Here is a 25,725-nt window from a genome sequence, read left to right as displayed (position 1 = left end):
TGTCCGCCCTCCGAACCGGGACGACCATGACCGACGACGAGCGACGCCTGATCGACCTGCTCATCAGCACCCACCCCGCCTGGCGGTACGAGGAACGGAACCTGCCCGGACTGCCCCGGTGGTGGGCCGTCCGCTACGAACCCCTGCGCCTCGACCAGCGCGGAGCCGGGGCCAGGGACGTGCTCGGCCGTACCACCCTGCACCGGCTGACCAGGGCGCTGGCCCGGCACGACCAGATCCTGCACACCCTCCGCTACTGAAGGAGAGACCCATGTCCCCCCTCAAGGCCGTCGCACCGGACGGCACCTTCTCCACCGGGCCCGACACCACCGAACGGCTGCTCACCCCCGGCGAGGTGGCCCGCATCTTCGGCGTGGACCCCAAGACCGTCAACCGGTGGGCGCTGACCGGGAAGATCCCCTCGGTCAGGACCCCCAGTCGCCAACGCCGCTACCGGGAAACCGACATCAAGGCCCTCCTCGACGCTTCGGCTTGTTGAGAGGGGCGGCAAATGTGGTCGTGACGCTAGTTGTGGCCTGTTGGGGACACGCGGTGAGGTTGGCATGTGGACGGTGAGGACTTACCGGGGCATCCCGGGCCGCCTGACTACCGCAGGCGGGACACGACAGCTGACGGACCGACCGTGGCACGGCTGTACAACGCCTACCTGGACAGCGAGGGCACCGACGCGGTCGATCACGAAGCCGCCGACGACCTGCTGCGCCGTGCGCCTGATCTCAAGCCGGTCGCGCGAGCCAACCGCGAGTTCTTGGCGCGCGCGGTTGGCTACCTGGCCGGTGAGCCCGGGATCGACCAGTTCGTCGACCTGGGCACGGGGCTGCCCACCCACCCCAACGTTCACCAGGTGGCCCGCGAGAGGCGACCGCAGGCGCGGGTGGTGTACGTCGACAACGACCCGGCCGTGTTCGAGCGTGGCCGTACGGTGCTGGATGACGGCGAGCGCACGGCGATGATCCAGGCGGACATCCGTCGGCCATGGACGGTCATCGACGACCCCCGGACCCGGTTGTTGATCGACTGGAGTCGGCCGGTCGCCGTACTGATGTCGTCGGTGCTGCATTTCCTCACCTCGCCCGAACCGATCGTGGCGGCCTTCCGCGAGGTCATGACGCCGGGAAGCCACCTGGTGATCTCGCACGCCACCGACACCACCAGCCGGGCCGACGGAGTGATGGAGATCCAGCGGCTGTACCGGTCGGCCGGACTGACCGTCGAGATCCGCCCCCGTCGACGCATCGAAGGGCTGTTCAGCGGCTTGGCACTCGTCGCGCCCGGGCTGGTCCCGGCGTCGTACTGGCGGCCGGAGGCTGAGATCCCGCCCGAGCAGCAGGGCGATCGGGTCTGGATGCTGGCCGGAGTCGCGCGAGTACGGGACGGGTAGGGCCTACCCGATCGTGGTCTTGGCGCCGAAGGCGTTCGCCGGGTTCCAGCCCTCTCCGGCGCGCCCCGGGCGGCCGTTCCCTGTCAGGCGTGGTGCCGCCGCCTTCTGAGCAGCAGGGTCACGCAGACGCCCAGGCACGCCAGCCCCGCCACGGTCGTGATCACCGTGCCGGCCAGCGCGTACTCCTGCACGGCTTTCTGGTGTGCGGCCATCTCGGCGAAGGTCGAGGGCACGCAGTCCGCGCCGACGGGACAGCGTGGCGGATCGTCGGCGTCGAGCTTGCCGAAGCTTTCGTCCGCCTGGACGAAGACGCCCGCACCGGTCGCGGCCAGCAGGAACGCCGCGACGCAGGCCCGGCCCCACCACGCCGGCGTTCGCCAGGCGGCGGGCTGCCCGGCTCGGCGGCGGCGTACGGCGGACACTCGCAGGCTGACCATCAACGCGGCGGCGGCCACAGCCAGCAGGGGCCAGGCGATCGCCGCCACCAGCAGGGCGATGAACAGGGCCGCCCCGAGCCAGTCGAACATGGCGGACAAAGTAGCACTTCATGCCCTGGTCTTCGGGCAGCCCGCGTTCCACTCCGCCAGGCCCAGGTAGCCGGGGGCAGGTCAGGTGGCGTCGAAGGTGACCTTCGCGGTCTCCACGGTCGACGCGTGGCGGCCGGGGGCGCTCTGCCAGTGCCAGTAGAGGTTGGTGTGGGCGATGACCTGCGCGGCGGAGGGCAGGCCCTCTCCCGCGTCGTCCGTCGTGTGCGCGTCGCCGACCAGCGTCACGTCGTAGCCACGGGTGAAGGCGCCGTGCATGGTCGAACGGATGCACGCGTCGGTCTGCGCGCCGGTGACGACGAGATGGCCGACGCCGTGTTCGGCCAGGAGTTCCTCAAGGTCGGTGGCCTCGAAGGAGTCGCCGTAGTTCTTGTGGACCAGCGACTCCGCGTCGCGGCGGGTGAGCTCGGGGACGTACCGCCACTCGTCGCTGTCGCGCTGGAGATGCTCGTCGGAGTGCTGCACCCAGACCACGGGCACGTCCTGCGCGCGGGCCCTGTCGACCAGGTCGTTGATGTTCGCGATGACGCCGTCACGGTTGTGCGCGTCCGCGACCACGCCGTTCTGGACATCGATCACCAGCAGGGCGGTGTTCGGGCGATTGGGCAGGGTTGTCACGTGAGCCTCCTTTTCGTGCTCCCCTCACGCTAGACCATCCCACCGACGGTTTCGGCGCCCCCGTCCGGCCGATGATTTCATCGCCGCCTCTCGAACCTCTGTGAAACATGAAAAAATTTCAGCGTTGAATCACAGCCGCAAGTCCTGATAAATCATGGAAAAGGTGATTTCGCTTATGGTGATTGCGAGGCTCTCCGGGGAGAAGGTCTCGGGGCTCTCGTCGTTGAGTGGGCGGCCGTCGTCAACAGGGCTCTGAACTGGGCAAATCATGTCCGTTGATCGGAGTGTGCGCCAGGAGGAACCGCATAGTAGATCATGATATTTGCTATTTTTGGGATTTGTTCCTTCGGCCCGCTTGATTATCGGTCGGATGGTAAACGCGTGGTCACGGTGTGGCATAATCGCGTGCGGTCCGGCCTCCGGCTTGGCCTTTTCATGAATGGCGCTGAAAGAAAGGTGGCAGAGCATGCAGAAAGCGGCCCTTGACCGGGTGAGGCTCGTCTTCACCCTGCTCGACGCCGACGGCACCGGCTACCTGGAGGCCGGTGACTTCGAGCTCATGGCGAGCCGGGTCATCGCGGCCTCCCCCGACTCGGGCGACGTCGCCAAGGCCGCCGTCCTGGCCGCCTTCCGGCGCTACTGGACGACCCTGGCCGCCGAGCTGGACGCCAACCGCGACGGTCGCATCAGCTTCGACGAGTACGTCGCGTGCGTGCTCTCCCCGGAGCGCTTCGACGAGGCCATCGGCGACTTCGCCGAGGCGCTGGCCAGGCTGGGCGACCCGGACGGCGACGGGTTCATCGGGCGGGACGACTTCGTGGCGCTCATGACGGCCATCGGGTTCGCGCCCACGAACATCCACGCGCTCTTCGACGCCTTCGGCCCCTCCGACGCCGACCAGATCCCCGTCCCGGTCTGGGCCACCGGCATCAAGGACTACTACAGCCCGGAGAAGACCGACATCCCAGGCGACCACCTGGTCGGCTGACCAGCCGAACCCCCACGTCCGGCCTTCGTCGACACCAGGAGCAACAGGTGGAACCAGTCATCGGACTCGCCGTGGGCCAGGGGACGGGCCCCGAACTCGCGGCCGTCTTCGAACGGGTGCTGACCGGCATCGCCGACACGCACTCCGTCGGCATCGACCTCACCCGGTCGGAAAGGCTCTACCACTCGTACTCGTCGCTGAGGGCCGGCGCCGGGGTCGAGCAGATCCGCGAACTCACGCGGCAGGACGCCGACCACTACGCGGAGTTCTGCCGCACGCGGGCCGCCCTCGGCGTCCCGGCCGTCTTCCGTACGGCGATCAACGCCCAGTCGCTCTACCTCGTCCGCCAGCGCCTGCGCGCGGTCAAGGTCGACGCCATCACCACCCCCGAGACGTCGTTGCTGCTGGTCAGGGACGAGGCCCAGGGCTTCTACACCGGGGAGAACACCCACGCCCCCGGCTTCCTCGTGCGCACCATGGCGTTCAGCCGGGACATCACCGAGCAGGTCATCGCCTTCGCCGTACGGCGCGCGCGGCAGGAGTGGCCGGACGGCGGAGCCGAGCGGATCATCATGGCCTACAAGTTCCACCTGCTCGACGGCGCCCTCGACGAGTGGGTGGCCGAGAGCGCCGCGCGGCACGGCGTCGAGATCGACCTGTTCCAGCCGGACACGGTGAACCGCAACCTGATCGAGTACGGCCCGCGCCCCCGCACGATGATCATCGCGGGCAACGAGTGGGCCGACATCATGCACGTGGTCCTGCTCGACCGCTTCGGCTCGGAGCGCCAGGAGAACCGCTGTACGGAGAACGTCTACCTGCACCCCGAGGCAGCCGGGCTGGTTGAGTACCAGACCGTGCACGGCTCCGCCGACGACCTGGCCGGGAAGGACACGGTCAACCCGGTGGCGACCGTACGGGCCGCGGCGGCGATCGCCGAACGGCACGCGGGCTGCGCCGGAGCGGTGCGGATGGTCGAGCGCGGCCTCGAATCCCTCGCCCGTCAGGGCGTCGGCACCCCCGACCTCGGCGGACGTCACTCCACGACGGCCGTGGTCGAGGCGCTGCTGGAGACGTTCGAGGCCCCGCCGGTGGAGTCGTGACGGCCACGGCCCTGGTCGTCGTGGACCTGCAGAACGACTTCTGCGCCGGTCCCAGGGCGCTGGCCCGCTACCCGGGCGACCCCACCAGGCTGGAGGTCGTCGCGGCGAACACCGCGCTGGCCGTCAGCCGGGCGCGGGCCCACGGCACCGAGGTGGTCTTCGTCCGCTTCGTCGGTGACGTCGAGCACCAGGGGCCCAGCTGGCGGCGCCGCGACCGCGCGCTGGGCAAACAGCCCAAATGCCTGGAGGGCTCGTGGGGTGCGGAGTTCCGTACGGTCTCACCGGAGCCGGGGGAGCGGGTCTTCACCAAGCGGGCGTGCTTCGACGCCTTCCTCAGCGAGGGGTTCGAGCGGCACCTCGTCAGCCGCGGGGTCGAACGGCTCGTCCTCGCCGGGCTGTACGCCGACGTCTGCGTCGACTCCACCGCCAGGACCGCCTTCCAGAAGGGGTTCCACATCACGGTGCTGACCGACTGCACCACCGGCCTGCACCTGCAGGATGTGGACATCCTGCGCTTCATGCGCGTTCTGTACGGCGCCTACCTCGCCACCCACGACCATCCGTGGACGCCTTCGGAGGAAGAGGAGAGAGCGTGCCGTACGCCCGGGACGAAGGCCTGACCTCGGCCGTAGGCGTCGGCGTCGAGGAGGGGGTCGGCCTGACCGCCCTCATGGTTGCCGCCGCGCGGGCGATCGAGACCCACCGCCCTGACGCCCTGGCGGGCGACCCCTACGCCGAGCACTTCGTACGGGCCGCCACCGTCTCGGCCGGTTGGCCGGTGCGCCCCGAGCAGGTTCCCGACGGGGAGGCCGACCCCCTGTGGGGCAGGCTGGGACGCTACTTCGGCCTGCGCACCCGGGTCATCGACGACTTCCTCGTCAACACGGCCCGCGCGGGTGTGCGGCAGGTCGTCCTGTTCGGGGCGGGTCTCGACACGCGGGCCTTCCGGCTCGACTGGCCGCCGGGCCTGGTCGTCCACGAGATCGACCGGGACGGCGTCCTGGCGTTCAAGCACCGGGTGCTGGACGGCCTCGCCGCCGTCCCGAAGGCCACCCGCCGCACGATCGCGGCCGACCTGCGGGACGACTGGGTCCGGCCGCTGGCCGAGGCGGGGTTCGACCCGGACGTGCCGACCGCCTGGCTGGCCGAGGGGCTGCTGCTCTACCTGCCGCCGTGGGCCGAGCGGGGGCTCGTCGAGAGCGTGAACCGGCTGAGCGCCCCGGGAAGCGTCCTGGCCTGCGAGGTCAAGCTCGGCTTTGAGTCGCCGCAGGTCCGGGCCAGTCCCGTCTACACCGTGGCCAGACAGCGGATCGGCGTCGATCTCCTCGCCCTGTTCGACGGGGAGCCCCGCCCCGACTCCGTCGGCCACCTGAAGGACCTCGGCTGGGCGACCACGGTCCGCACCCCCTTCGACTTCACCTACCACTACGGCCGGGGCCCGCTCCCGGTGCCGAACGACTCCCTGGCGAGCAACCGCTGGATATTCGCCGGAAAGTCCTGATCTCTCCGGGTCAGGGGTAGTCCTCGAACTCCCAGTGTCCGATGCGGCCGATCTTCGCGGCGAGTTCGCCCCAGGTCGGGGCCTCCAGCACGGCGACGCGGTCGGCAAGCCAGGCGGTCACCCGGTCGGGGTGAAGCTCGGAGACGAGGAGCCAGTGCCTGCCGATGAGGTAGGGGTGGTGCTGGAGCTGCTCGGCGAGGGCGGACGGCGTGCAGACCGTGAGGGAGAACTGTTCGTCACCCGGCCCGTCCTGCGGGCCGACGTACATCTCCAGGAGTTCGCAGGCGTGGGTCCGGTCGACGCGCCGCCCGTCTTCGAGATCGACCCAGCGGAAGGAGTTCACCCGTGCTCGCATCGCCACATCATTCCGCGGACCATGACGAGACGTCCTCCCATATACGCGGCAGCGATTGCACGCATGCCGTCTCGGGAGTTCACCGAGCTCACCGGGGAGCGGAGCAGCTCTGACGGTACGGCTCATACGGAATGAACCGCCGCCATTCCCGCTGGTCGAATGGCCGGCCCGCGACGGCGCAGACCGCCCCGGCCAGCTCGTCGGGCAGCTCCACGTCCCAGATCCGCACCGTCATCCCCGTGGTGACGAGCCGGGAACCGTCCGAGCTGAACGCGGCCGAGTAGACCGGCCCTTCATGAGCGGTCAGCGAATCACCGATCTGCCGATGGGTGGCCACCTCCCAGAGCCGGGCGGTGCCGTCGCCTCCGGCGGTGGCCAGGCGGGTCCCGTCCGGGCTGAAGGCCACGGTCTGTACCGGACCTTCGTGCCCGGTCAGCGGAGCTCTGATCTGCCGGTGGGTGGCCACCTCCCAGAGCCGTGCCGTACCGTCGCCTCCGGCGCTGGCGAGTCGGGATCCGCTCGGATCGAAGGCGATGGAGAAGACCGGGCCCTTGTGTCCGACGAACGGGTCGCCCAGCTGTCGGCGGGTTTCCGGATCCCACACACGAACGGCCCCGTCGCTCCCCGCGACGGCCAGGCGCGATCCGTCCGGGCTGAAGACGGCTGAGAAGAGCGGGCCCTGGCCTTCACTGACCGGCTTGCCGAGCTGCCGGTAGGTGGCCAGATCCCAGATCCGGGCGGTCCCGTCGTCACCGGTGGTGGCGAGCCGGGAGCCGTCCGGGCTGAACGCCACGGACTCCACCGGACCCGTGTGGCCGACCAGCGGCTCTCCGAGCCGCCGATGATTGATCACGTCCCACAGACGGACGGTCCCGTCGCCTCCGGCGGTGGCCAGGCGAGTCCCATCCGGGCTTAGGGCGACCGAGAAGAGCTCGCCCACATGGCCGGCCAACGGGTCTCCCAGGGGACGGCGGGTGGCCAGGTCCCAAAGCTGTGCCGCGCCGTCGCCTCCTGTGGTGAACAGCCGGGTCCTGTCCGGGCTGAAGACCGCCTTGCGTACCGAGCCGCCGAGTCTTCCCATCGGGACGCCGACCTGTCTGTGGACGGTGACGTCCCACAGCCGTACGCCGTCGTTCCCGGAGGTGGCCAGCCGCGCCCCGTCAGGGCTGAAAGCCACTGAGGACGGGTGCTGGTGGCTGCTCATCGGGGCGCCGATCTGCCTGTGGGTGGCGGGATCCCACACCCGCGCTGTCCCGTCGTCGCCGACCGTGGCGAGCTGGGCTCCGTCCGGGCTGAAGGCCACGGACCGTACGGCCCCTTTGTGGCCGGTCATCGGGCTGCCCACCTGTTCACGAGAGGCGGTGTCCCAGATGCGGACGGTGCCGTCGATTCCGGCGCTGGCGACGCGTGACCCGTCCGGGCTGAAGGCGACCGACCACACCACGCCGTCGTGGCCCTTCATCGGGGCTCCGATCCGCGCGTGGGTGCGGGTGTCCCACAGGTGTACGGCGCCGTCGTCGTCCGCGGTGACCAGGCGTGACCCGTCCGGGCTGAAGGCGGCCGACCATGTCCCGGCCATCGGGGCGCCGACCCGTTCGCGGGTCGTGAGGTCCCACATGTGGGTCTTACCGCCGGTGGTGACCAGGCGGGAGCCGTCCGGGCTGAAGGCCACGGACTGGATCTCGTCGTCGTGGCCCTTCATGGGGGCGCCGAGCTGTTCGTGTGTGGTGAGATCCCACACCCGCGTCGTTCCGTCGCTGCCGGCGGTGGCCAGGCGGGTCCCGTCCGGGCTGAAGGCCACAGATCGTACGGCTCCCTCGTGACCGGTCATGGGGGAACCCAGTCGCCTGTAGGTGGCGGTGTCCCAAAGACGTACGGCGCCGCCGGTCTCCGCGGTGGCGAGCCGGGAGCCGTCCGGGCTGAAGGCCACGGATTCGACCGCGCCCGCGCGACCTGCCAGGACCGCACGTTCGGGTCTGCTGAGAACCGCCACCAGGCCGGCCCGCGCCTCGTCGGTCGGCGCGATGGCCCATGCCGCCACGGCCAGCCGGGCCGACGTCACGGGATCGGCGGACAGCGTCTCGCTGTGAGCGGCCACCTGGCGGGACATGATCTCGTTGCTCCGCTGTTGTACCGCATCGCGCTGTCGGCCGACTTCCTGGTTGGAGAAGACCAGAAACACCGAGACGCCGACCAATCCCACGCCCAGGACGCCAAGCCCCACGAGTACCGTTCGCCACAGGCGCCGGTTCCGTGCGGCGGCGGCGGTACCGGCACGAAGGAACTCCTCGGCCACGGAGGTCAGCCGGAGGCCACGCCGGGGGTCGGCACGCCAGCGCGCTCCGGCCGTCCCGGCGTGCTCCAGTTGCGCGCCGTGGTAGAGAAAAGAGGATTCGCGCTCTTTCGCGTCCCACTCGGCGGCGGCCTTCTCGATCTTTCCGTGCAGAATCCGGTCGACGCGGTCGTCGTCCAGCCAGCCACGCAGACGACTCCACGCCGTCGTCAGCACATCATGGGCGAGTTCGACGGTCTCGGTGGTGACCATGAGCCGGTCTTCGGTGAAGGCCGTGACCACCTCTCTGACGGCTTCAGGCCGCTCCGCGCAGAGGACGGTCAACTCGTCGACACTCAAACGGCGGCGGACGACATGCCCGTCGTCGTTCAGGAGCACGAGCGCCATGATGACGCGCCTGGATATCTCCTGCTGTTCGGGGCCCAAGCGGCCATACACTCTCTCGGCGGCGTCCTGGACGGCGGAGGCCACACCGCCGGAACGGTCGTATCCCTGCCGGGTCAGCCGATCGCCGTCGCGGTTCTCCCAGATCCGCACCATCGCCATCGACAGCAGAGGCAGCGCCGTCCCCACGTCTTCCGGGGCTCGCAGGTGCCCCGCCAACTCCCGTACCACCTGCTCGGCCAGGTCCTTCTCCACCTCAAGCCCGGCCGCGGCCGCGGGTCCGGTGATGGCCCGCAGCAACTCCGCCTCACGCATCGGCTCAAGCACGAACATGCGCTCTTCCAGGGCCCGTGCCAGCGCGCTGTGGGCGGCGCAATGCTCCACGACGAAATCGCCGCGTACGGCCACCACGACCACCCCGGACCCTCCCGTCGCGATCGAGTGCAGCGCGTCCACGAAGGCGGCCCTCTCCGCGGGTCCCTCAGCGGACAGGGTGAACAGCTCCTCGAACTGATCGACCACCATCACCACTTTTCGCGGACCCTCGCCGTTCCCGCCCTGCTGCCGCCGGCGGATCATCACGGCGGACAGCATCTGCCGTGTCCAGTCGGCGGCCTGCGCGGGATCTTCACGCAGTTCGCCGAGGACCGCGCCGCTGTCGGCGCCGCACGGGACCGCGAGCTCCCGTGCCAGGCGCCGTAAGGGGGTCGTCCCCGGGGTGAAGGTGATCTGATGCGCGTCATCGAGATCATGGTGGGGAGACGGAGCCGTGAGCGCGGGCAGCAGCCCGGCATGCAGGAGTGAGGACTTTCCCACACCGGATGCCCCGGTCACGACGACGAGGCCTCCGCCGTTGACCATGGCGACCAGCCGGGAGACGGCCTGTCCGCGCCCGTGAAAGACCGTCGCCTGCGCCGGCCCGAACGGCGCCAGCCCTTGATAAGGGCAACCGCCGATCCACTGCGGTTCCGGCGCCGAGGACACCCCCGTCGTGAGACGGTGCTCCAGAACATTCAGCCGATCGCGTACCGTGACCAGCAACGCGGTCTGGTGGCGGCGCTCGGCGTCCTGCTGGTAGAGGATCTCCTGGATCTCCCCGGCCGCCGCGTCGAGCCGCTCCAGCATCGGCGCCAGTGCCGTGTTCTGCCGGCCCAGTTCGGCGAAACCCGACGCCATCCGTTCCAGCAGCTCCGCATGCCCACCGGCGAGCGCCTCGCCGAGAGCCGCGCGGGTGGCGTCCACCGCCTCCAGCGTCGCCACCAGGGCCTCGGCCAGCGCGTCGGCACGGGCGTCCCCCAACCGCAGGGCCTCTTCCAGCCGTACGGCCAGTTCTTCTTCCAGGCGCGCGGCACGCTCCTCCTCGGTGCCGCCGGTACGGGCGATGGCGGTGTCCAGAGCGGAGCTGATGACGGTGGCCAGCATGTTGCCGCCGACCGATCCGATGACGTTCATCCCGGCCAGTTGCACCGCCAGCCCCGGTTCGGCCAGGGCCAGCGGAGTCAGCGCGCTGGCGCACAGAGTCGCCAGGAGCAGTCGCGGCGTCGCCTTTGCCAACTGGCGGCCGGCCGCCCGGAGCACCCAGCCCCGGGCCCCCTGCTGGGCGGCCGAGATCTGTTCCGGAGACAGGGGTACTCCGTCCGATGCCTCCTGGCGCTCCACCTATCGCTCCTGATCTGAAGGCGTGGCTCCCCTGCGGGAAAGCAGATCCTCTCCACAGCATCATCGATACGGAGGGGACAGCGCTACCGATCACGACGGATGTTTCAAGAGCGGCACCGTCGCCCGCCCCGCGCCGCCCCGGCCACCGCCCATGCGGTCTTTCGTCGGACGTGGCCGGAGGACGTCTCGCGAGGGGTTACCGGCCTCCGGTGCGGGTGCTCCAGAGAGGGGTGCCGGTGGGGGTGTAGACGACGACGTTGCCGTCGTCCTGTACGGCCAGGCGGGCGCCGGAGGAGCCGCCGGTCCTGGTCGACCACAGGGCGACTCCGGCCGCGTCGTAGATGACGAAGTTGCCGTCCTGCTGCATCAACGCGACCGCGCCGGGACTGCCCGCCGTACCCGAGGACCACAGGGGGGCGGCGACGTTCACCTGGGTGAGGACCAGGTCGCCGTCCCGGCGGTAGGTCAGTTTGAAACGCCCGTCGCAGGAGGTCTGGGACGCCCCGGGGAACAGGGCCTCGTCGGGTTGGAACCAGATACAGGCCGTGGGGGCGGTGCCGACCTTGAGGATCGCGGGCTCGGTGACGCCCAGCACGTGGTGGACCTGCCCGGAGGCGAACTCCGGCTGCAGGGTCGAGGTCGAGGCCGCCTGCACCTGGTAGCCGCCCGGCCGTGACAGCGGGGTGCCGCCGCAGCCCGTGGTCGGGACGCCGACGTGCCGGGACTCGTCCACGTTGCCGGTGACGGTCCAGTCGCGGACGCCGTTGACCGCGTAGCCGTACCCCATGTGCAGGCCGCGCAGGGTGTTGCCGGTCACGGTCGCGCCGTGGACGGTGCCGGTTCCGCACGTCCACACCTGCCAGCCCATGGCCATGCCGACCTTGATGAAGGCGCTCTTGGCGTCGACCACGTTGCCGCGGACCGTCGTGCCGGTGTAGTTGCCGTCGACCGGGGCGATGTCGACCAGGTTGATGCCGCCGAGCAGCTCGCTGTGTTCGGCCCGCACGGTGTTGTTCTCGATGGTCGAGCCGGGGGCGCCGAAGATGACGATGCCGCCGTCGGTGGCGTCCACGACCGTGTTGCCGCTCACGACGGAGTCGCCGCAGGCCAGCGAGATCCCGTCGGCCCACTGGCCGCTCGGCCGGTCGACGCCCGCGGGGCCGACGCGGTTGCCGGTGATCCGGGCGCCCTGGCACTGCGGCGTCCCCGAGCTGACGGCGCCCTCGTAGTAGTGCAGCGCCGACCAGCTTCGCGGGTTCCTGATGGCGCTGTTCTCCACGATCTGCCCGGTGGCGGCGCCGCCCATCTGGACCAGGGCCGACCCGGTCTTCTGCCCGAGGGTGGGGCGGTCGCCGTCGATCTGGACGTTTCGTACGGCCACCCGGCTCCGGCCGACTCCGTCGACGGCGGTGGTGACGGTCGCGGAGGCGAGGCGCAGGGTGGCGCGTGTCGTGCCCTCGGGCAGGCCCTCGGTGAGCAGCTCCTGGTCGGCGGCGGTGAAGCGGACCGGCTCGGACAGGGTGAACACCGCGCCCTGGCAGAGCACCGCCTGGGCGCCGGGCCCCGTCAAAGCGGCGTTGATCGCGGTCTCGGTGCCCGACGGGATGCAGCCGGCGGACGACGGGCCGGTCCCGGCCCGCGCGGCCCCCGGTACGGCGGTCGCGACGAGCAGCGTGAGCAGGGCCGTCCCGAGTCTTGTCGTCGGTCGTGTGCTCATGGTCAGTTCACCAGTCCCCAGTCGAGGGCGCCCGAGTAGAAGGAGGTGCCGAAGCCGGTGCCGGTCGCCAGCGTGCAGCCGACCTTCTGGTCGGTGGCGAAGCCGGTGCGGCGGCAGTAGTCGATCTTTCCGTCGCCGTTGGCGTCGGACCAGTTGCGCCCCTCCGGGTAGCCCTGGTCGATCGTGTCCGAGGTGATTTCGGCGCCGAAGCCGGTGCCGGTCGAGGTCAGGCAGCCGACGTGCGTGTCGACGTGGTTCTGGGTGCCGAACACCCGGCAGAAGTCGGCCTTTCCGTCACCGGTCGCGTCGACCCAGGCCCGGCCGGTCGCCTGGCCCCAGTCGAGCGCGCCGGAGAGGAACAGCGGGCCGAAGCCGGTGCCGGTCGAGGTGTTGCAGGCGATGGTCCGGGCGGAGGTGGCTCCCACACTGCGGCAGTAGTCGGCGTTTCCGTCCCCGTTGACGTCGGTCCAGGACCGGTCCTCGGTGTAACCCCAGTCGGTGTTGCCGGAGTTGACGTCCCTGCCGAAGCCGGTACCGGTCGAGGGGGCGCAGCTGAGGTAGCCGTCGGTGTGGTTCTGGGTGCCGCGGATCCGGCAGTAGTCGGCCTTGCCGTCGGAGTTCACGTCGACCCAGGCCCGGCCGGTGGCCTGACCCCAGTCGAGCACGTCGGAGATGAAGGTCTCACCGAACCCGCCGGAGGTGAACGGCGTGCAGGCCAGACGCGACTCGGGGACACCGCCGACTCGGCGGCAGTAGTCGATCTTTCCGTCGCCGGTCGCGTCCACCCAGGCCCGGTCCTCGGGGAAGCCCCGGTCGAAGTTGCGGGAGTTGACCTCCATGCCGAAGGCGCTGCCGGTGGAGAGGGTGCAGCTGGCGTAGGCGTCGGTGTGGTTCTGGGTGCCGCGCAGCCGGCAGAAGTCCGTCTTGCCGTCGCCGTTGACGTCCACCCAGGCCCGGCCCGCGTCCTGACCCCAGTCGAGCACGCCGGAGGTGATGGTGATGCCGTACCCGCTGCCGGTGGACAGCGTGCACGCCACCTTGCTGTTGGGCACCGCGCCGACCCGGCGGCAGAAGTCGGCCTTGCCGTCGCCGTTGAAGTCGACGAGGCCTCGCACGACCCCGGTGGGACCGGCGACGTCGGGGACGACGCCCTGGAAGATCTGGATCTCGTCGAGGTCGCCCTTGACGAAGCCGCCCGAGGCGCCCTTGCCGATCAGCAGGGGCTGCTGGGAGCGCCACGGCTGCCACTGCGGGCGCATCCCCACGGTGACCTTGAGCGCCCCGTCGACGTAGAGCCGCAGGTGACGCTGCTGGGCGTCGAAGATGCCGACCAGGTGGTGGTACTCGGTGGGGTTGGCCACGGAGGTGATCGCGAAGGTGGAGTTGGCGGTGTCGGTCGCCGAGGCGGGCATCGAGAAGACCCACTTACCGTCGCCGCCCGGCTCGTAGTACAGGGTGAACCCGCCGGAGACGAACGTCTGGGCGCGGGTCAGGTCCGAGGGCCGTACCCAGGTGGAGACGGTGAACGACTGGTCGGTGAGGACGACCGGGTCGTCCGGCGCCACGTAGTCGTCGACGCCGTCGAGACGGAGACCGGTCGCGCCGCCGTGCCCCGCGCCGGAGGGCGGGACCTGCACGCCGCCGTAGAAGGTGAGGTCGCGGAACATGCCGGAGGAGTCGTGGGCCGGCCCCGGCCCGACCTCCTCGAAGTGCCACTCGGCCACCTTGCTGTTCAGCGTGGGGTCGGCGATGGCCGCCGCCTCGGTGGTGGCGATGGCCCGGTTCCATGCCCTGACCTCGGCGACCGCGCCGTCGAGGGGGGAGCCGCCCCAGCCGCCGCCGACCTGGAAGGCGCCGGAGGCGTCCCAGGCGGTGACGTCGCCGACGGTGGCCTCCAGGGTGCCGTTGACGTACAGCTGCACGGACCTGGTCCCCGCGTCGTACACGCCGGTGAGGTGGGTCCAGACGCCGGCCCTCGGCACGGTGGTCGACAGGGCGGACGAGGCGGTGGCCCCCGCGGTGTCCTGCGCCGGGACGGTCATCGCCCACCGGTCCTGGGCCGCGAGGTAGGAGAGGAAGAAGGCGCGGTTGCCGGTGCCCCGTTGCGAGACCACGGTGCTGTCGGCGCCCTTGCCCGCCAGTTTGACCCAGGCGGAGACCGTGAAGCTGGTCGCGGTGTTGAGGAAGTCGGCCCGGCTGGCGTAGTCGTCGGCGCTGTCGACGCGCAGCGCGCTGCGCGACCTGCCGTCGGGGCCGGGCGCCAGCCGTCCGGGCTCGCCCAGGGTGGCGCCGCCGTTGATCGTCAGGGCGCGTCCCTTGTCGGTGTCGTCGAAGGCCGTGGCCGACCCGGGGTCGTCGTTGAGCAGCCACCTGGCCAGCTCGGGCTCCGGTGAGCCGACGACGAAGGAGTGGGTCCTACGCGGCGACTGGTTGCCCGCGCGGTCCACCGCGACCACGTACAGGGTGTGGGCGCCGCCCTCGGTGGGGGTCCAGCCGACGGTCACGGGGGCGCCGACCGAGGTGGGGATGGCGACCGTGGAGGGCGGGTCGGAGAAGCCCCACTTGTAGGAGGCCACGTCGGGGGAGCTCTGGAAGGTGAACTTGCCGGTCTGGCCGACACCGCCCGCGACGTTGTCGCTCTCGGGGTAGATGTCGGAGGTCACGGTCGCCGTCTGCGGCCTGACGGTGTCGGTGACGAACTCGCACTTGACCGACTCGTCGCTGGTGGCGTTGGCGTCGGACGCCCTGGCCCAGAAGCGGTAGGCGGTGTTGTCGGCGATGCCGGAGGTCGGGGTGACCACGGCCGTCGTCCCCGAGCCCACGCTCGACTGCGTCAACGGTCCCTGCTGGGCTCCGGCCGGGTCGATGGCCTGCCAGTAGAAGGAGGCGGTCATCGCCTCGCCGTCGCCGTCGGCCAGGTAGGCGCGCCAACTCGGCGTCAGCGTGCTCACGTACGGCCGTTCGCCGCCGGTGGCGCACGCCTTGCCGTCCACGGTCAGCGAGCCGGGCGGGCTGGGGACGGTGTTGGTGTTGACGATGAGCCTGGCGGTGGTGGCGTCGAACTTCTTCCAACCCGACGAGCTGTCCTCGTCGTCGGCCCGCAGGCCAAGGGTGAGCCAGCCGCCGTACTGCCTGCCGGACACCACCCACGAGTCCAGCGGGAACTCGGTGAACTTCCTGGCGTACTGGCAGCTGTTGTTGGCGACGCTGGAGACCTCGGTGCCGCTCCACTTCGAGAATTCGGCGTTCCAGGTCGTGCCGGGCCCCAGGGTCGTGCCGACCGTGTGCAGCCAGGTGGTGCTGTCGGAGCAGGAGGTCGAGCTGAGCAGGTCGATGGTGAACCGGGAGCCGGTGAGGATCTGCTTGCCGGAGAAGGGGGCGGCGGAGAACTGGAACATCGACCGGTAGCGCGAGTAGGTGGCGCCGTCGTTGCCGCTGGGGTAGTAGCCGACCTTCGCGCAGTCGGTGTCCCAGCCGCCGGAGCAGTTGCGCCGGTCGTAGTCCCAGTACGACTGGTTCGGGGCCGCCTCGTTGATCATCGTCCAGTACGTGTAACCGACCGTGGGGTCGATGAACAGCGGGAACGTCGTCTTGGGGTCGGTCAGCAGGGCGGTGTCAGGCTTGAGGGTGAGTCCGCGGCCCGCCGCGACGCCCAGTTCGACGGGCGCGCTCCTGGCGTCCTCGGCCGGAGCGGCCGCGGTCGAGGGCTGTTTTCCCGAGGAGTCCCACATCGCGGGGGCGTCGGCGGCGAACACCGTCCTGCCCTGCTTGTCCACGGCGCGAGGCCCGTCCCACTTCAGGCCGGTCAGGGCCGTGGGCAGGGTGATCTCCCGCAGGGCCGGGTTCTTCGCGGCCTCGCGGGTCTTGACCACCAGCACGAAGGAGAAACCGGTGTCGAGCGCGGTCACCACGAGGTCGACGCCGTCGAGCACGTCGGGGTAGGTCGCGCGGGCGTCGCTCACCGTGGGCTGAGGCAGGCTGGAGGGCCAGGAGAGGGCCAGCTCGGCCTTGCCCTGTACGGCCCGCACGAGGGGGCCGGTGCCGCCGCCCGACAGGCGGACGTCGACCGTCGAGGCCCTGGGCCGCAGGAGGCCGTCGGTTCCGGGCACCAGGGTGGGGTCCGGCTTCGTCCAGGTGCCGTCGGCCTGCCGTACCCGGCGGGGGTGGGCGTACTGCTCGACGGTGCTGCTGCCGTCGGGGTTGACGAAGACCTGGGTGGTGGGGGTGCGTTCGCTCTCCACCTCGACTCTGGTCTTGCACGCCCTGGACATCTTGATCGCCGCGTCGGTCCGAGGCGCCGATTCGGCGCAGTCGGGGGCGGCGGTCGGGGGCGACTGCGCCGCCGCCGGGGTGCCGGTCGCGGACACCATGCCGATGATCAGTAATAACGACGCTGCGAGTACGGCCGACCGCCGAAGTGCCGCCACCGTTTTCCCCTATCCGAGTAGATCTTGCCGGGCTGGACTGTAGCCGTCGGCATCTCGTCAGGGTCGCCGCGCTGCCAAAAATGGCAGTAAACCAGCCAAAAATGGCAGATTTCCGGCGATGTGGAGATAAGAGAAGTGCAATTATTTTTCACCTGGTTAGGCGGCTTTTCGCGCATAAAGCCCATCAGGTGCGGTCGGCGGAAAAGTGCCACTTTCTCCCATGGCGAGGAACGTCCCTATGCGGAAACGAAACCGAAAACTGGTCGGCGCGGCGGTGATGACGACGGTGATGACGACCATGCTGGCCGCGTCCCTTGTCGCCGGTGAGGTCGGAGGGGTCGCCTCGGCCGCCACCACCGGACCCCCACGAGAACGCGCGGTGAAGGTGAAACGGTTCGAACCACCGACGCCGGGCAAGGTGCCCAAGGTCAAGGCGTGGAGACCCGAGCGGCCCGTGTGGCCCGGGCGGGAGAGCGCCGACGTCGTCCTGCCCGCCGTACCGGACGGTGCGGCGGGCAGGAGCGCCGACGGCGGTACGGCGGTGCGCGCGGGCGGGCTGCCGGTGTGGCTCGCGGCCACGGCCGGCCACGGCCCGGCGACCGTGCGGGTGGAGAACCTCTCGGTCGGGCAGAGCCGTGACGCCCTGACGCTGCGCCTGACCCGTACCGACAAGGTTCAGGGTGCCGAAGACAAGGTGCGGCTCACCGTGGACTACCGGGGCATGGCCTCGGCCGTCGGCGGCGACTGGGCCTCCCGGCTGCGGCTGTGGAGCGTCTCCACGTGCGTTCTCACCCCCGCGCACACGGCCTCCCCCGCTCCCGAGCACACCGCCGCCTCCACTCCCACACCGCCCGAGACTCCCGTCCCCGCGGGCACCGGGTCCAGGGCCCCCATCCCCGCCCCGACCGGGCCCATCCCCACCCTCACCCCCACCCCCGGCTCCCTGCCCCTGCAGCCCCCCGACTCCCCGGCCGTCTCCCCGACCCCCGACGCGGCCCCGACCGGGACGGCTTCCGGGTGCGGCCCCGTCGAGCTGCCCTCAACCGTGGACAGGGACAAGGGCACGGTCAGCGCCCAGGTGAACGCCACCGGGCTGGTCATGCTCGCCGCCGACTCCTCCGGTCCCACCGGGGACTACGCCGCCACCTCGCTCACCCCGTCGTCGACGTGGAACACCGGCGGCAACAGCGGCGACTTCACCTGGTCCTACCCGATGCGGGTGCCGCCCGGCCTCGGCGGACCCGAGCCGCAGCTCACGCTGTCGTACTCCTCGGCACGCGTGGACGGCCTCATGGCCGCGGCCAACACCCAGCCCTCCTGGGTCGGGGAGGGCTTCGACTGGAACCCCGGCTTCATCGAACGCCGCTACGGCGCCTGCTCCAAGGACATGGAGAACGGCGCTAACAACCAGGCCGAGACCGGTGACCTGTGCTGGGTCACCGACAACGCGACGCTGTCACTGCCCGGCCACTCCGGTGAGCTGATCAGGAACGGCGACCGCTGGCACCTGCGCGACGACGACGGCCTGAAGGTCGAGCGGCGCACCGGCGCGACCAACGGCGACGACAACGGGGAGTGGTGGGTCGCCACCGACACCGGCGGCACCCAGTACTGGTTCGGCGGACGCGCGGGCTCGCAGTCCACGCTGAGCGTGCCGGTCTTCGGCAACCACGACGGGGAGGCGTGCCACCAGAGCACCTTCGCCGCGTCGAGCTGCCGTCAGGCCTTCCGCTGGCAGCTCGACTACGTGGTCGACACCCACGGCAACACGATGCGCGTCTCCTACGCCAAGGAGACCAACCGCTACAGCCGCAACTCCACCACGACGGACGCCGCCGACTACGACAGGGCGGGCTACCCGGAGAAGATCGAGTACGGCACGCGCGGCCTGGACGACGCCCCGCAGACGCGGGTGGTGCTCGGCACGGCCGACCGCTGCCTGGCCGACTGCGGGACCAAGGACGCCGCCCACTGGCCGGATGTTCCCTTCGACCAGGAGTGCACCGCCTCCCCGTGCAAGCCGCAGCAGATCTCCCCGACCTTCTGGACGACCAAGCGGCTCTCGACCGTCACCACCCAGGTGTGGAACACCGCCGGGTCCGCCTGGCGTGACGTGGAGTCGTGGACCTTCGACCACACCTTCCCCGACCCCGACGACCGGGGCTCGGGCACCTCGGTCACCCCCGTGCTGTGGCTGAACACCATCACCCACACCGGCCGGGCGAGCACCGAGACCGGCTCGGCGGTGACGCTGCCCAAGGTGCGGTTCACCCCCAAGCTGCTGCCCAACCGCGTCGACACCGCGGGCGACCAGTACCCGGCGATGAACAGGTACCGGATCGGTGCGATCAAGACGGAGACCGGGAGCACGATCGACGTCACCTACGCCGGCGCCGACTGCGTCGCGGGCACCAGGACGCCCGCCCTGGACAACCTGCACGACCACGGCCTGCGGTGCTACCCGGTCAAGTGGACGCCGTCCGGCCACACCGAACCCATCACCGACTTCTTCCACAAGTACGTGGTGTCCCAGGTCACCCAGGCCGAGGCGACCGGCTCCTCCCCCCGGACGATCACCGGCTTCACGTACGGCGGAGCCCCCGCCTGGCACTACACCGACGAGGACGGCCTGCTCCAGGACGACGACAAGACCTGGTCGGTGTGGCGCGGCTACGGCCTGGTCACCAGGACCACCGGTGAGGGACCCACCCGCGTCCTGGAGGAGACCCGCTACTTCCGGGGGATGAACGGCGACCGGCTGCCCTCGGGGACCCGGTCGGTGACGATGCCCGCCGCGGGCGGCGCCCCCGCGACGGCCGACGAGGACGCCTTCGCCGGCATGGTCCGCGAGGTCGTCTCCCGCGACGTCAACGGCGTGGAGATCGGGGCCACGGTCTACCGGCCCTGGCAGTCGGACCCGACCGCCAGCCGTACGATCGACGGCTCGACGGTCCACGCCCGCCTCGTCGGCAACGGCGCCACCTACACCCGCACCACCAGGGACGGCGGCAGGGCACCCCGTACGACCACCTCCTCCACCGAGTTCGACGCCTACGGCATGCCGGTGTGGGCCGAGGACAAGGGGGACGACGCGGTCACCGGCGACGAGGAGTGCTCCACCACCGAGTACACCCGCAACGCCGGCATCTGGCTGGTCGACCGGGTCTCGCGCGTGCGCAGCTTCGCGCTGGACTGCGCCACGGCCAAGGCCAAGGTGACCGCGGGCACGGTGACCGAGACGGACCTGATCACCGACGTGCGCACCGCCTACGACGGCGCCACGGCCTGGGAGGGCGCGCCCGCCCCGACCAAGGGCGACGTCACCCTGGTCGAGTCGGTCAAGGCCCTCACCGGGTCCACCTGGTCGTACGTGACCGACAGGAAGGTCACCTACGACGCCTACGGGCGGGTGCTGACCGAGACCGACGCGCGCGGCGCCACCGTCACGACCGCGTACACGCCCGCCTCGGGCGCGCCGCTCACCGGGAAGACGGTCACCGGCCCGCTCGGCTGGACGACCGTCACCGTCCTCGACCCCGCCCTCGGCCTTCCCCGGACCACGACCGACGCCAACGGCCGGGTGACCGCCCTGGCCCACGACGGCCTCGGCCGGTTGACCGCGGTGTGGCTGCCGGGCAACGACAGGGCGTCCAACGCCGACAAGCCGTCGATCGGCCACGCCTACCAGGTGAGCGACACCGGGCCGATCGTGGTGACCAGCAGGAAGCTCAACCACGCGGGCGACTACATCACCTCCTACGCCTTCTACGACAGCCTGATGCGTCAGCGGCAGACGCAGAGCGCCGACGCGGCGGGCACGGCCGACCACGTGGTCGTGACCGACACCTTCTACGACTCGGCCGGACGCGTCCTCAAGACGCACAACCCCTACCTCGCCGACGCCGCGCCCGGCCCGACGCTCGTCGTGCCCGCGCAGGACGTCCCCTCGGCCGAGTACACCCTCTTCGACGCCGCGGGCCGTACGAGCGCCCAGGTGCACCTGGTGGACGAGGCGCCCGCCAGCCCGGGAGGGGTGGACGAGCGCTGGCGCACGGTGTTCGGCTACGGCGGCGACCGTGAGGACGTCACCCCGCCGGCGGGCGGCGTCGTCACCTCGTCGGTGAAGGACGCGGCCGGACGGGTCGTCGAGACGCGTCAGTACCGCACCGGGAACGTCGCGGGCAGCGCGGCCGGATTCATCAGGACGTCGTACGCCTTCGACAACAAGGGCAGGCTCGCCAAGACGACCGACGCCGAGGGCAACGAGTGGCTCTACACCTACGACCTGCGCGGTCGCCTGGTCGGCAGCACCGACCCCGACATCGGGACGGTCACCAAGACCTACGACGACGCCGGTGACCTGGTCACCGCGACCAACGCGAGCGGCCAGGTCACCGCCTTCACCTACGACGCCCTCGGACGTAGGACGACCGTCAGGGACGACTCGGTCACCGGCGACAAGCGTGCCGAATGGATCTACGACACGGTCGCCAAGGGACAGCTCTCGAAGTCGACCAGGTACGACGGCACCGACCAGTACACCAAGACGATCACCGGGTACACCGTCGGCTACCAGCCGACCCAGGTGGTCTACGGCATCCCGGCCGCGCAGACGGGCCTGAACAACACCTACACCTACGTCAACACCTACTGGCCCAACGGCCTGCCCAGGACCACCCGCCTGCCCGCCGTCGGCACCCTCGGCCAGGAGGAGCTGAGCCACGGCTACGACGCGCTGGACCTGCCGACCACGCTCGGCACCACCATGGGCGGCAGCTACGTGACGGGGACCGACCACACCAGCTTCGGCGAGGTCTCCAAGATCAAGCTGAGGAACAACGCGGGCAGGACCGCCGACATCTCCCGCGTCTACGAGAGCGACACCCGGCGCCTGGAGACGATCAAGACCGTGAAGGAGAGCTCTCCCGCCGTCGTCTCCGAGCTGAGTCTCGCCTACGACGCCGGGGGCAACGTCACCCGGATGTCGGACCTGGCCGGCGGCGACACCCAGTGCTTCGGCGTCGACTTCCTGCGCAGGCTCGAACAGGCGTGGACGCAGACGTCCACGACGTGCGCGCAGACGGTCAGCGCCGGGGTGGTCGGCGGGACGAACCCGTACTGGCAGTCCTACACCTACGACGACATCGGCAACCGGACACAGATGGTCAAGCACGGCACCACCTCCGGCGACGCCGTCACCACCTACACCGTGCCGGACGGCGCGCACCGGCTGAGCGCCTCCTCGACCACCGACGGCGTGGGCACGAGCTCGACCGCCCACACCTACGACGCCTCGGGCAACATGAAGACCCGTTCGTCGGCCGCCGGGACCCAGACCATGACCTGGGACAGGGAGGGCCGCCTGACCTCCGTGCAGGACGGCACCGGCACGACCGGCTACGTCTACGACGCCGACGGCGGCCGGCTGGTCCAGCGTGACCCGGCCGGGGCCACGCTGTACCTGCCGGGACAGGAGCTGCGTTACACCACCTCGGGCGGGGCCAAGACCGGCACCCGCTACTACTCCCACGGCGGACAGGTCGTCGCCACCCGTTCGGGGAACACCTCGACGACCGTCAGCTGGCTCAGCGGCGACCAGCACGGCACCGCGGGCAACGTCATCGCCAACACCGACACCCAGGCGGTCGCCGTACGCCGCATGACCCCGTTCGGCGAGGCGCGCGGCCTCACCGGGACGTGGCCGACCTCCATGAACAAGGGGTTCGTCGGCGGGACCATGGACGAGACCGGGCTGACCCACCTCGGCGCCCGGGAGTACGACCCGGCCATGGGCCGGTTCATCTCGGTGGACCCGCTCATCGACATCAAGGACTCCCAGCAGGTCAACGGCTACACCTACGCCAACAACAACCCGCTCTCCTTCACCGACCCCGACGGGCTGATCCACCGCTCGTGCCCCGACGGCGAGTGCAGCGACGGCAAGGGAGGCGCCCACCAGAACCGCGCCCACAACCCGGCGCACGACTACAACCCGCCCTACAACCCCGGCTTCAAGGGCGGTCCGTGCGGTGCCAGGCCGTGTCCCACCGCGGACAACGCGGACTGGGGGCCGCAGGGCGCCCGCCCGCGCGGCGACAACATGTCGCCTCTGAACGGTGGTCCGTGCGGTGCCCGGCCCTGCCAGGAGTACGAGGTCGCCCCGATGGGCTGGGACCGGAAGATCGACAATTCGGAGCCGGCGCCCTTCTGCGTCGACGGCCTCTTCAACTGCGCATGGGAGGGCGCCTGGGCCAACATACTTCCCCCCTCGAACCACATCCTGAAGCAGATGGGGCACGACCTCACTCCCGACTACATCTCGGTCGACTACACGGCGATCGTGCCCACCGGCCGTATGGGCGGAGCCGGGGGAACGGCGGGGCTCACGCTTACCAGGTACGGCCAGGTGACCGTCAACGAACCACGTGGCAGCCTGGGCACTCCCGGCTTCGGCGGGAGCGCACGGCTGGGCTGGACGAACGGCGCCAACGACCCCGCGTCGGTCAACGGCTTCGTCCAGGGCGAGGCCGCGAGCGCCGGGATCGCGGTGCCCGCCCACCGCCTGTTCGGGGTCGCCGCCGCCGGGGTTGCCTCCGTGGCCGACCCGAGTCAGCATGCCTTCGAGCTCGGCGTCGTGAGTCTGCCCCCGCCGACGGGGGTGGGCGTCGTGACGTCGGCGACCTTCGGAAGGTACTGGTTCACGCTGCCCGGCGGCCGGTGACCGGTCACCTCCGACGTCCCTCCCGGTCCCACAGGGCCGGGAGGGACCCTGGCCGGGGCGTCACGGTCCTGCGGGACCGGCCGCGACGGCTGTGGCCGTACGGACGAAGGCGGCGACGGCCGGTGACCGCGACTCCCTCGGCCAGGCCAGGACGAGGGTGAGCGGCGGGAGGTCCTCGACGGGCCGGTAGACGACGCCGGGGCGCGGATGGCGCCGGACGACCGAGGCGGGTGGGAACCAGACGATGCTTCCCACCTCGATCAGATTGAAGATCTGGGCCAGGTCCAGGGTCCTCGACCTGGGCCCGGCCACCGCCCCGCGCGGTCGCCGGTCGTCGTCGCCGGGAACGGGCGGGAGATCCTCCCGGTCGGCAGGGGTCCCGTCGGGCAGGATCCGGTCGGACAGGTCGGCCAGCCGCAGGCGGGGGCGGGCGGCCAGCGGATCGGCCGCGGCCAGGGCGACCAGCCGGGGTTCGGTCAGCAGCGGTTCCACGTCGAGACCGTGGTCGTCGAAGGGGATGGGCAGCAGCGCGACGTCCGCGCGGCCGTCGCGCAGCGCGGGCGCCTGCCCTCCCCGCCCGCCCAGCACGAGCCGCACCGGCAGGGCCGCGGCCTCCTCCCGGTAGCGGGTGAGGATCAGCGGCAGCAGCCCGCCGTCGTAGTCGGCCTTCAACGCCAGCCGCAGCTCGGGCTCGGGCCGACCGGCGTTCCTGGCTCGTCGTCCGGCGGCGGTGACCGCGTCGAGCGCGGTCCTGGCGTCGCGGAGCAGGACCTCGCCCGCCGAGGTCAGCGCGACCCGGCGGGTGGAGCGCGTCAGCAGCGACACACCCAGCTGCCGCTCCAGGTTCCGGATCATCCTGGACAACGGCGGTTGCGCCATACCGAGCCGCTCCGCCGCGCGCCCGAAGTGCAGCTCCTCCGCGACGGCCACGAAATACCGGAGCTGACGGACTTCAAGGTCATTCATACTCGTAAGGTATCAATCGCCACAAGATCGGTCCTTCAGCTTCGGTGCGGCCCCCGGTTGACTGGGCGGCGTTCCCTCAACCAACCCTTCCATGGAGCTTCCATGATCGTCGTCACCGCGCCCACCGGTCAGATCGGCCGACAGGTCCTCGGCCGCCTGCTGGCCGAAGGTGAGCACGTCCGCGTGATCGTCCGTGACGCCGCCCGCCTGCCCGCCGGGGCACGCGAGCGCGTGGAGGTCGTCGAGGGCTCGCACCGCGACCTCGACGTGGTCACCAAGGCCTTCGCAGGAGCCGACGCCGTCTTCTGGCTGGTACCGCCCAACCCCCGGGCCGAGAGCGTCGAGGCCGCCTACCTCGACTTCAGCCGCCCGGCCTGCGAGGCGTTCACGGCCCAGGGGGTCGCGCGGGTGGTCGGCGTCTCCGCCCTGGGCCGGGGTACGGCGATGGCCGGCAAGGCCGGTCACGTGACCGCGACGCTCGCCCTGGACGACCTGATCGCGAGCACGGGCGTCGCCTACCGGGCCCTGGCGCTGCCCTCGTTCATGGACAACCTGTTGCGCCAGGCCGAAACGATCAGGGACCGGGGCGTGTTCACCGCGCCGGTCTCCGGGGACCTCAGGGCTCCGACCTGCTCGACCGGCGACATCGCCGCGGTCGCCGCGGAACTGCTGCGCGACGACACCTGGACCGGTGTCGAGGAGGTCCCGGTGCTCGGCCCGGAGGACCTCTCCCACGACGACATGGCGCGGATCATGTCCGAGGTGCTGGGCCGCCCGGTCCGCTTCCAGCGGGTCCCGGACGAGGACTTCAGGGCCAGGCTGGTCGGCTTCGGGATGACCGAGGCCGTGGCCCGGAGCATGCTCGACATGATGCGGGCCAAGGAGGCCGGTCTCGACAACGGAGTGTCCCGTGCCTCGGGGGGCGGTTCCCCCACCGGCTTCCGTCAGTGGTGCCAGGAGGTGCTCAGCCCCGCCGTCCTCGCCTGAGCACTACGGCCGGGAGGCATTCCGATCACGGTTCATGAGGAGGGCGCCGATCTCCACCC

16 protein-coding genes are annotated in these 25,725 nt (G+C 70.8%); 9 read left to right on the top strand and 7 right to left on the bottom strand.

Annotated elements, in window-relative coordinates; translation table 11 throughout:
• Window positions 1–26 precede the first annotated feature (26 nt).
• The 3 genes from ACIBVQ_RS24345 to ACIBVQ_RS24335 all read left to right on the top strand — a co-directional run bounded on the left by ACIBVQ_RS24345 (window position 27) and on the right by ACIBVQ_RS24335 (window position 1,402).
• A complete protein-coding gene (locus tag ACIBVQ_RS24345; protein ID WP_399180118.1) occupies window positions 27–260 on the top strand; it encodes a hypothetical protein in 234 nt (77 codons plus the stop codon).
• A gap of 11 nt (window positions 261–271) precedes the next feature.
• Window positions 272–499, top strand: coding sequence for a BldC family transcriptional regulator (locus ACIBVQ_RS24340; RefSeq protein ID WP_352015947.1), 228 nt, complete (start codon window positions 272–274; stop codon window positions 497–499).
• Window positions 500–565: 66 nt separating this feature from the next.
• Entirely contained in the window at window positions 566–1,402 is an 837-nt protein-coding gene (locus ACIBVQ_RS24335; protein ID WP_399180116.1) for an SAM-dependent methyltransferase, read from the top strand.
• 83 nt (window positions 1,403–1,485) lie between these two features.
• Here ACIBVQ_RS24335 and ACIBVQ_RS24330 read toward each other — a convergent pair whose 3' ends face one another.
• Both ACIBVQ_RS24330 and ACIBVQ_RS24325 read right to left on the bottom strand, forming a co-directional pair.
• Window positions 1,486–1,929 (bottom strand): hypothetical protein, encoded by a 444-nt coding sequence (locus ACIBVQ_RS24330; protein WP_399180114.1) that lies wholly within the window; start codon window positions 1,927–1,929, stop codon window positions 1,486–1,488.
• Between the two features lie 81 nt (window positions 1,930–2,010).
• On the bottom strand, window positions 2,011–2,565 hold the full coding sequence (locus tag ACIBVQ_RS24325) for a cysteine hydrolase family protein (protein ID WP_399180112.1): 555 nt from the start codon (window positions 2,563–2,565) through the stop codon (window positions 2,011–2,013).
• Window positions 2,566–3,031: 466 nt separating this feature from the next.
• Here ACIBVQ_RS24325 and ACIBVQ_RS24320 point away from each other — a divergent pair, with 466 nt between their 5' ends.
• Genes ACIBVQ_RS24320 through ACIBVQ_RS24305 form a run of 4 tightly spaced genes read left to right on the top strand, consistent with a single transcriptional unit; the run spans window position 3,032 to window position 6,157 of the window.
• Window positions 3,032–3,553 carry an EF-hand domain-containing protein gene (locus ACIBVQ_RS24320; RefSeq protein WP_390046599.1) on the top strand — a complete coding sequence of 174 codons (522 nt, stop codon included), beginning with the start codon at window positions 3,032–3,034 and terminating at the stop codon, window positions 3,551–3,553.
• Between the two features lie 47 nt (window positions 3,554–3,600).
• A complete protein-coding gene (locus tag ACIBVQ_RS24315) occupies window positions 3,601–4,656 on the top strand; it encodes an isocitrate/isopropylmalate family dehydrogenase (protein ID WP_352015952.1) in 1,056 nt (351 codons plus the stop codon).
• On the top strand, window positions 4,653–5,276 hold the full coding sequence (locus ACIBVQ_RS24310; protein WP_399180110.1) for a cysteine hydrolase family protein: 624 nt from the start codon (window positions 4,653–4,655) through the stop codon (window positions 5,274–5,276). The genes ACIBVQ_RS24315 and ACIBVQ_RS24310 overlap by 4 nt, the downstream gene beginning before the upstream one ends.
• A complete protein-coding gene (locus ACIBVQ_RS24305) occupies window positions 5,249–6,157 on the top strand; it encodes a class I SAM-dependent methyltransferase (protein WP_399180108.1) in 909 nt (302 codons plus the stop codon). Before ACIBVQ_RS24310 ends, ACIBVQ_RS24305 begins: the two co-directional genes overlap by 28 nt.
• Before the next feature lie 10 nt (window positions 6,158–6,167).
• Here ACIBVQ_RS24305 and ACIBVQ_RS24300 read toward each other — a convergent pair whose 3' ends face one another.
• From ACIBVQ_RS24300 to ACIBVQ_RS24285, 4 genes are all read right to left on the bottom strand, one after another.
• Window positions 6,168–6,512, bottom strand: a complete 345-nt coding sequence (locus ACIBVQ_RS24300) for an Imm8 family immunity protein (RefSeq protein ID WP_386191888.1) — start codon at window positions 6,510–6,512, stop codon at window positions 6,168–6,170.
• Window positions 6,513–6,600: 88 nt separating this feature from the next.
• Window positions 6,601–10,848 carry a hypothetical protein gene (locus tag ACIBVQ_RS24295; RefSeq protein ID WP_399180106.1) on the bottom strand — a complete coding sequence of 1,416 codons (4,248 nt, stop codon included), beginning with the start codon at window positions 10,846–10,848 and terminating at the stop codon, window positions 6,601–6,603.
• Between the two features lie 196 nt (window positions 10,849–11,044).
• Complete coding sequence (locus tag ACIBVQ_RS24290; RefSeq protein ID WP_399180104.1) at window positions 11,045–12,565, bottom strand: right-handed parallel beta-helix repeat-containing protein; 1,521 nt, start codon at window positions 12,563–12,565, stop codon at window positions 11,045–11,047.
• Window positions 12,566–12,567: 2 nt separating this feature from the next.
• Window positions 12,568–16,935, bottom strand: coding sequence for a LamG domain-containing protein (locus ACIBVQ_RS24285; protein ID WP_399180102.1), 4,368 nt, complete (start codon window positions 16,933–16,935; stop codon window positions 12,568–12,570).
• A 295-nt stretch (window positions 16,936–17,230) separates the two neighbouring features.
• On the opposite strand from ACIBVQ_RS24285, the gene ACIBVQ_RS24280 reads away from it, so the two are divergent.
• Window positions 17,231–23,713 carry an RHS repeat-associated core domain-containing protein gene (locus ACIBVQ_RS24280; protein WP_399180100.1) on the top strand — a complete coding sequence of 2,161 codons (6,483 nt, stop codon included), beginning with the start codon at window positions 17,231–17,233 and terminating at the stop codon, window positions 23,711–23,713.
• Between the two features lie 60 nt (window positions 23,714–23,773).
• On the opposite strand, the gene ACIBVQ_RS24275 is transcribed toward ACIBVQ_RS24280, so the two are convergent.
• A complete protein-coding gene (locus ACIBVQ_RS24275) occupies window positions 23,774–24,679 on the bottom strand; it encodes a LysR family transcriptional regulator (RefSeq protein ID WP_399180098.1) in 906 nt (301 codons plus the stop codon).
• 102 nt (window positions 24,680–24,781) lie between these two features.
• Between ACIBVQ_RS24275 and ACIBVQ_RS24270 the strand changes: the two genes are divergently transcribed.
• Window positions 24,782–25,666: an NAD(P)H-binding protein gene (locus ACIBVQ_RS24270; RefSeq protein WP_362778351.1), complete on the top strand. Its 885-nt coding sequence runs from the start codon at window positions 24,782–24,784 to the stop codon at window positions 25,664–25,666.
• The last annotated feature ends 59 nt before the right edge of the window (window positions 25,667–25,725 follow it).

Source organism: Streptosporangium sp. NPDC049376 (assembly GCF_044466505.1).
Taxonomy (GTDB): domain Bacteria; phylum Actinomycetota; class Actinomycetes; order Streptosporangiales; family Streptosporangiaceae; genus Streptosporangium.
The sequence above is the reverse complement of the archived record's forward strand: the minus strand, read 5'-3'. Positions and strand labels throughout refer to the sequence as shown.

What these genes read in the sequence shown, in the direction of transcription:
- ACIBVQ_RS24285 (WP_399180102.1), bottom strand. Translation starts at nt 16,935, where the DNA reads ATGGTGTCCGCGACCGGCACCCCGGCGGCGGCGCAGTCGCCCCCGACC.
- ACIBVQ_RS24280 (WP_399180100.1), top strand. Translation starts at nt 17,231, where the DNA reads ATGCGGAAACGAAACCGAAAACTGGTCGGCGCGGCGGTGATGACGACG.
- ACIBVQ_RS24345 (WP_399180118.1), top strand. Translation starts at nt 27, where the DNA reads ATGACCGACGACGAGCGACGCCTGATCGACCTGCTCATCAGCACCCAC.
- ACIBVQ_RS24290 (WP_399180104.1), bottom strand. Translation starts at nt 12,565, where the DNA reads ATGAGCACACGACCGACGACAAGACTCGGGACGGCCCTGCTCACGCTG.
- ACIBVQ_RS24340 (WP_352015947.1), top strand. Translation starts at nt 272, where the DNA reads ATGTCCCCCCTCAAGGCCGTCGCACCGGACGGCACCTTCTCCACCGGG.
- ACIBVQ_RS24330 (WP_399180114.1), bottom strand. Translation starts at nt 1,929, where the DNA reads ATGTTCGACTGGCTCGGGGCGGCCCTGTTCATCGCCCTGCTGGTGGCG.
- ACIBVQ_RS24300 (WP_386191888.1), bottom strand. Translation starts at nt 6,512, where the DNA reads ATGCGAGCACGGGTGAACTCCTTCCGCTGGGTCGATCTCGAAGACGGG.
- ACIBVQ_RS24270 (WP_362778351.1), top strand. Translation starts at nt 24,782, where the DNA reads ATGATCGTCGTCACCGCGCCCACCGGTCAGATCGGCCGACAGGTCCTC.
- ACIBVQ_RS24275 (WP_399180098.1), bottom strand. Translation starts at nt 24,679, where the DNA reads ATGAATGACCTTGAAGTCCGTCAGCTCCGGTATTTCGTGGCCGTCGCG.
- ACIBVQ_RS24320 (WP_390046599.1), top strand. Translation starts at nt 3,032, where the DNA reads ATGCAGAAAGCGGCCCTTGACCGGGTGAGGCTCGTCTTCACCCTGCTC.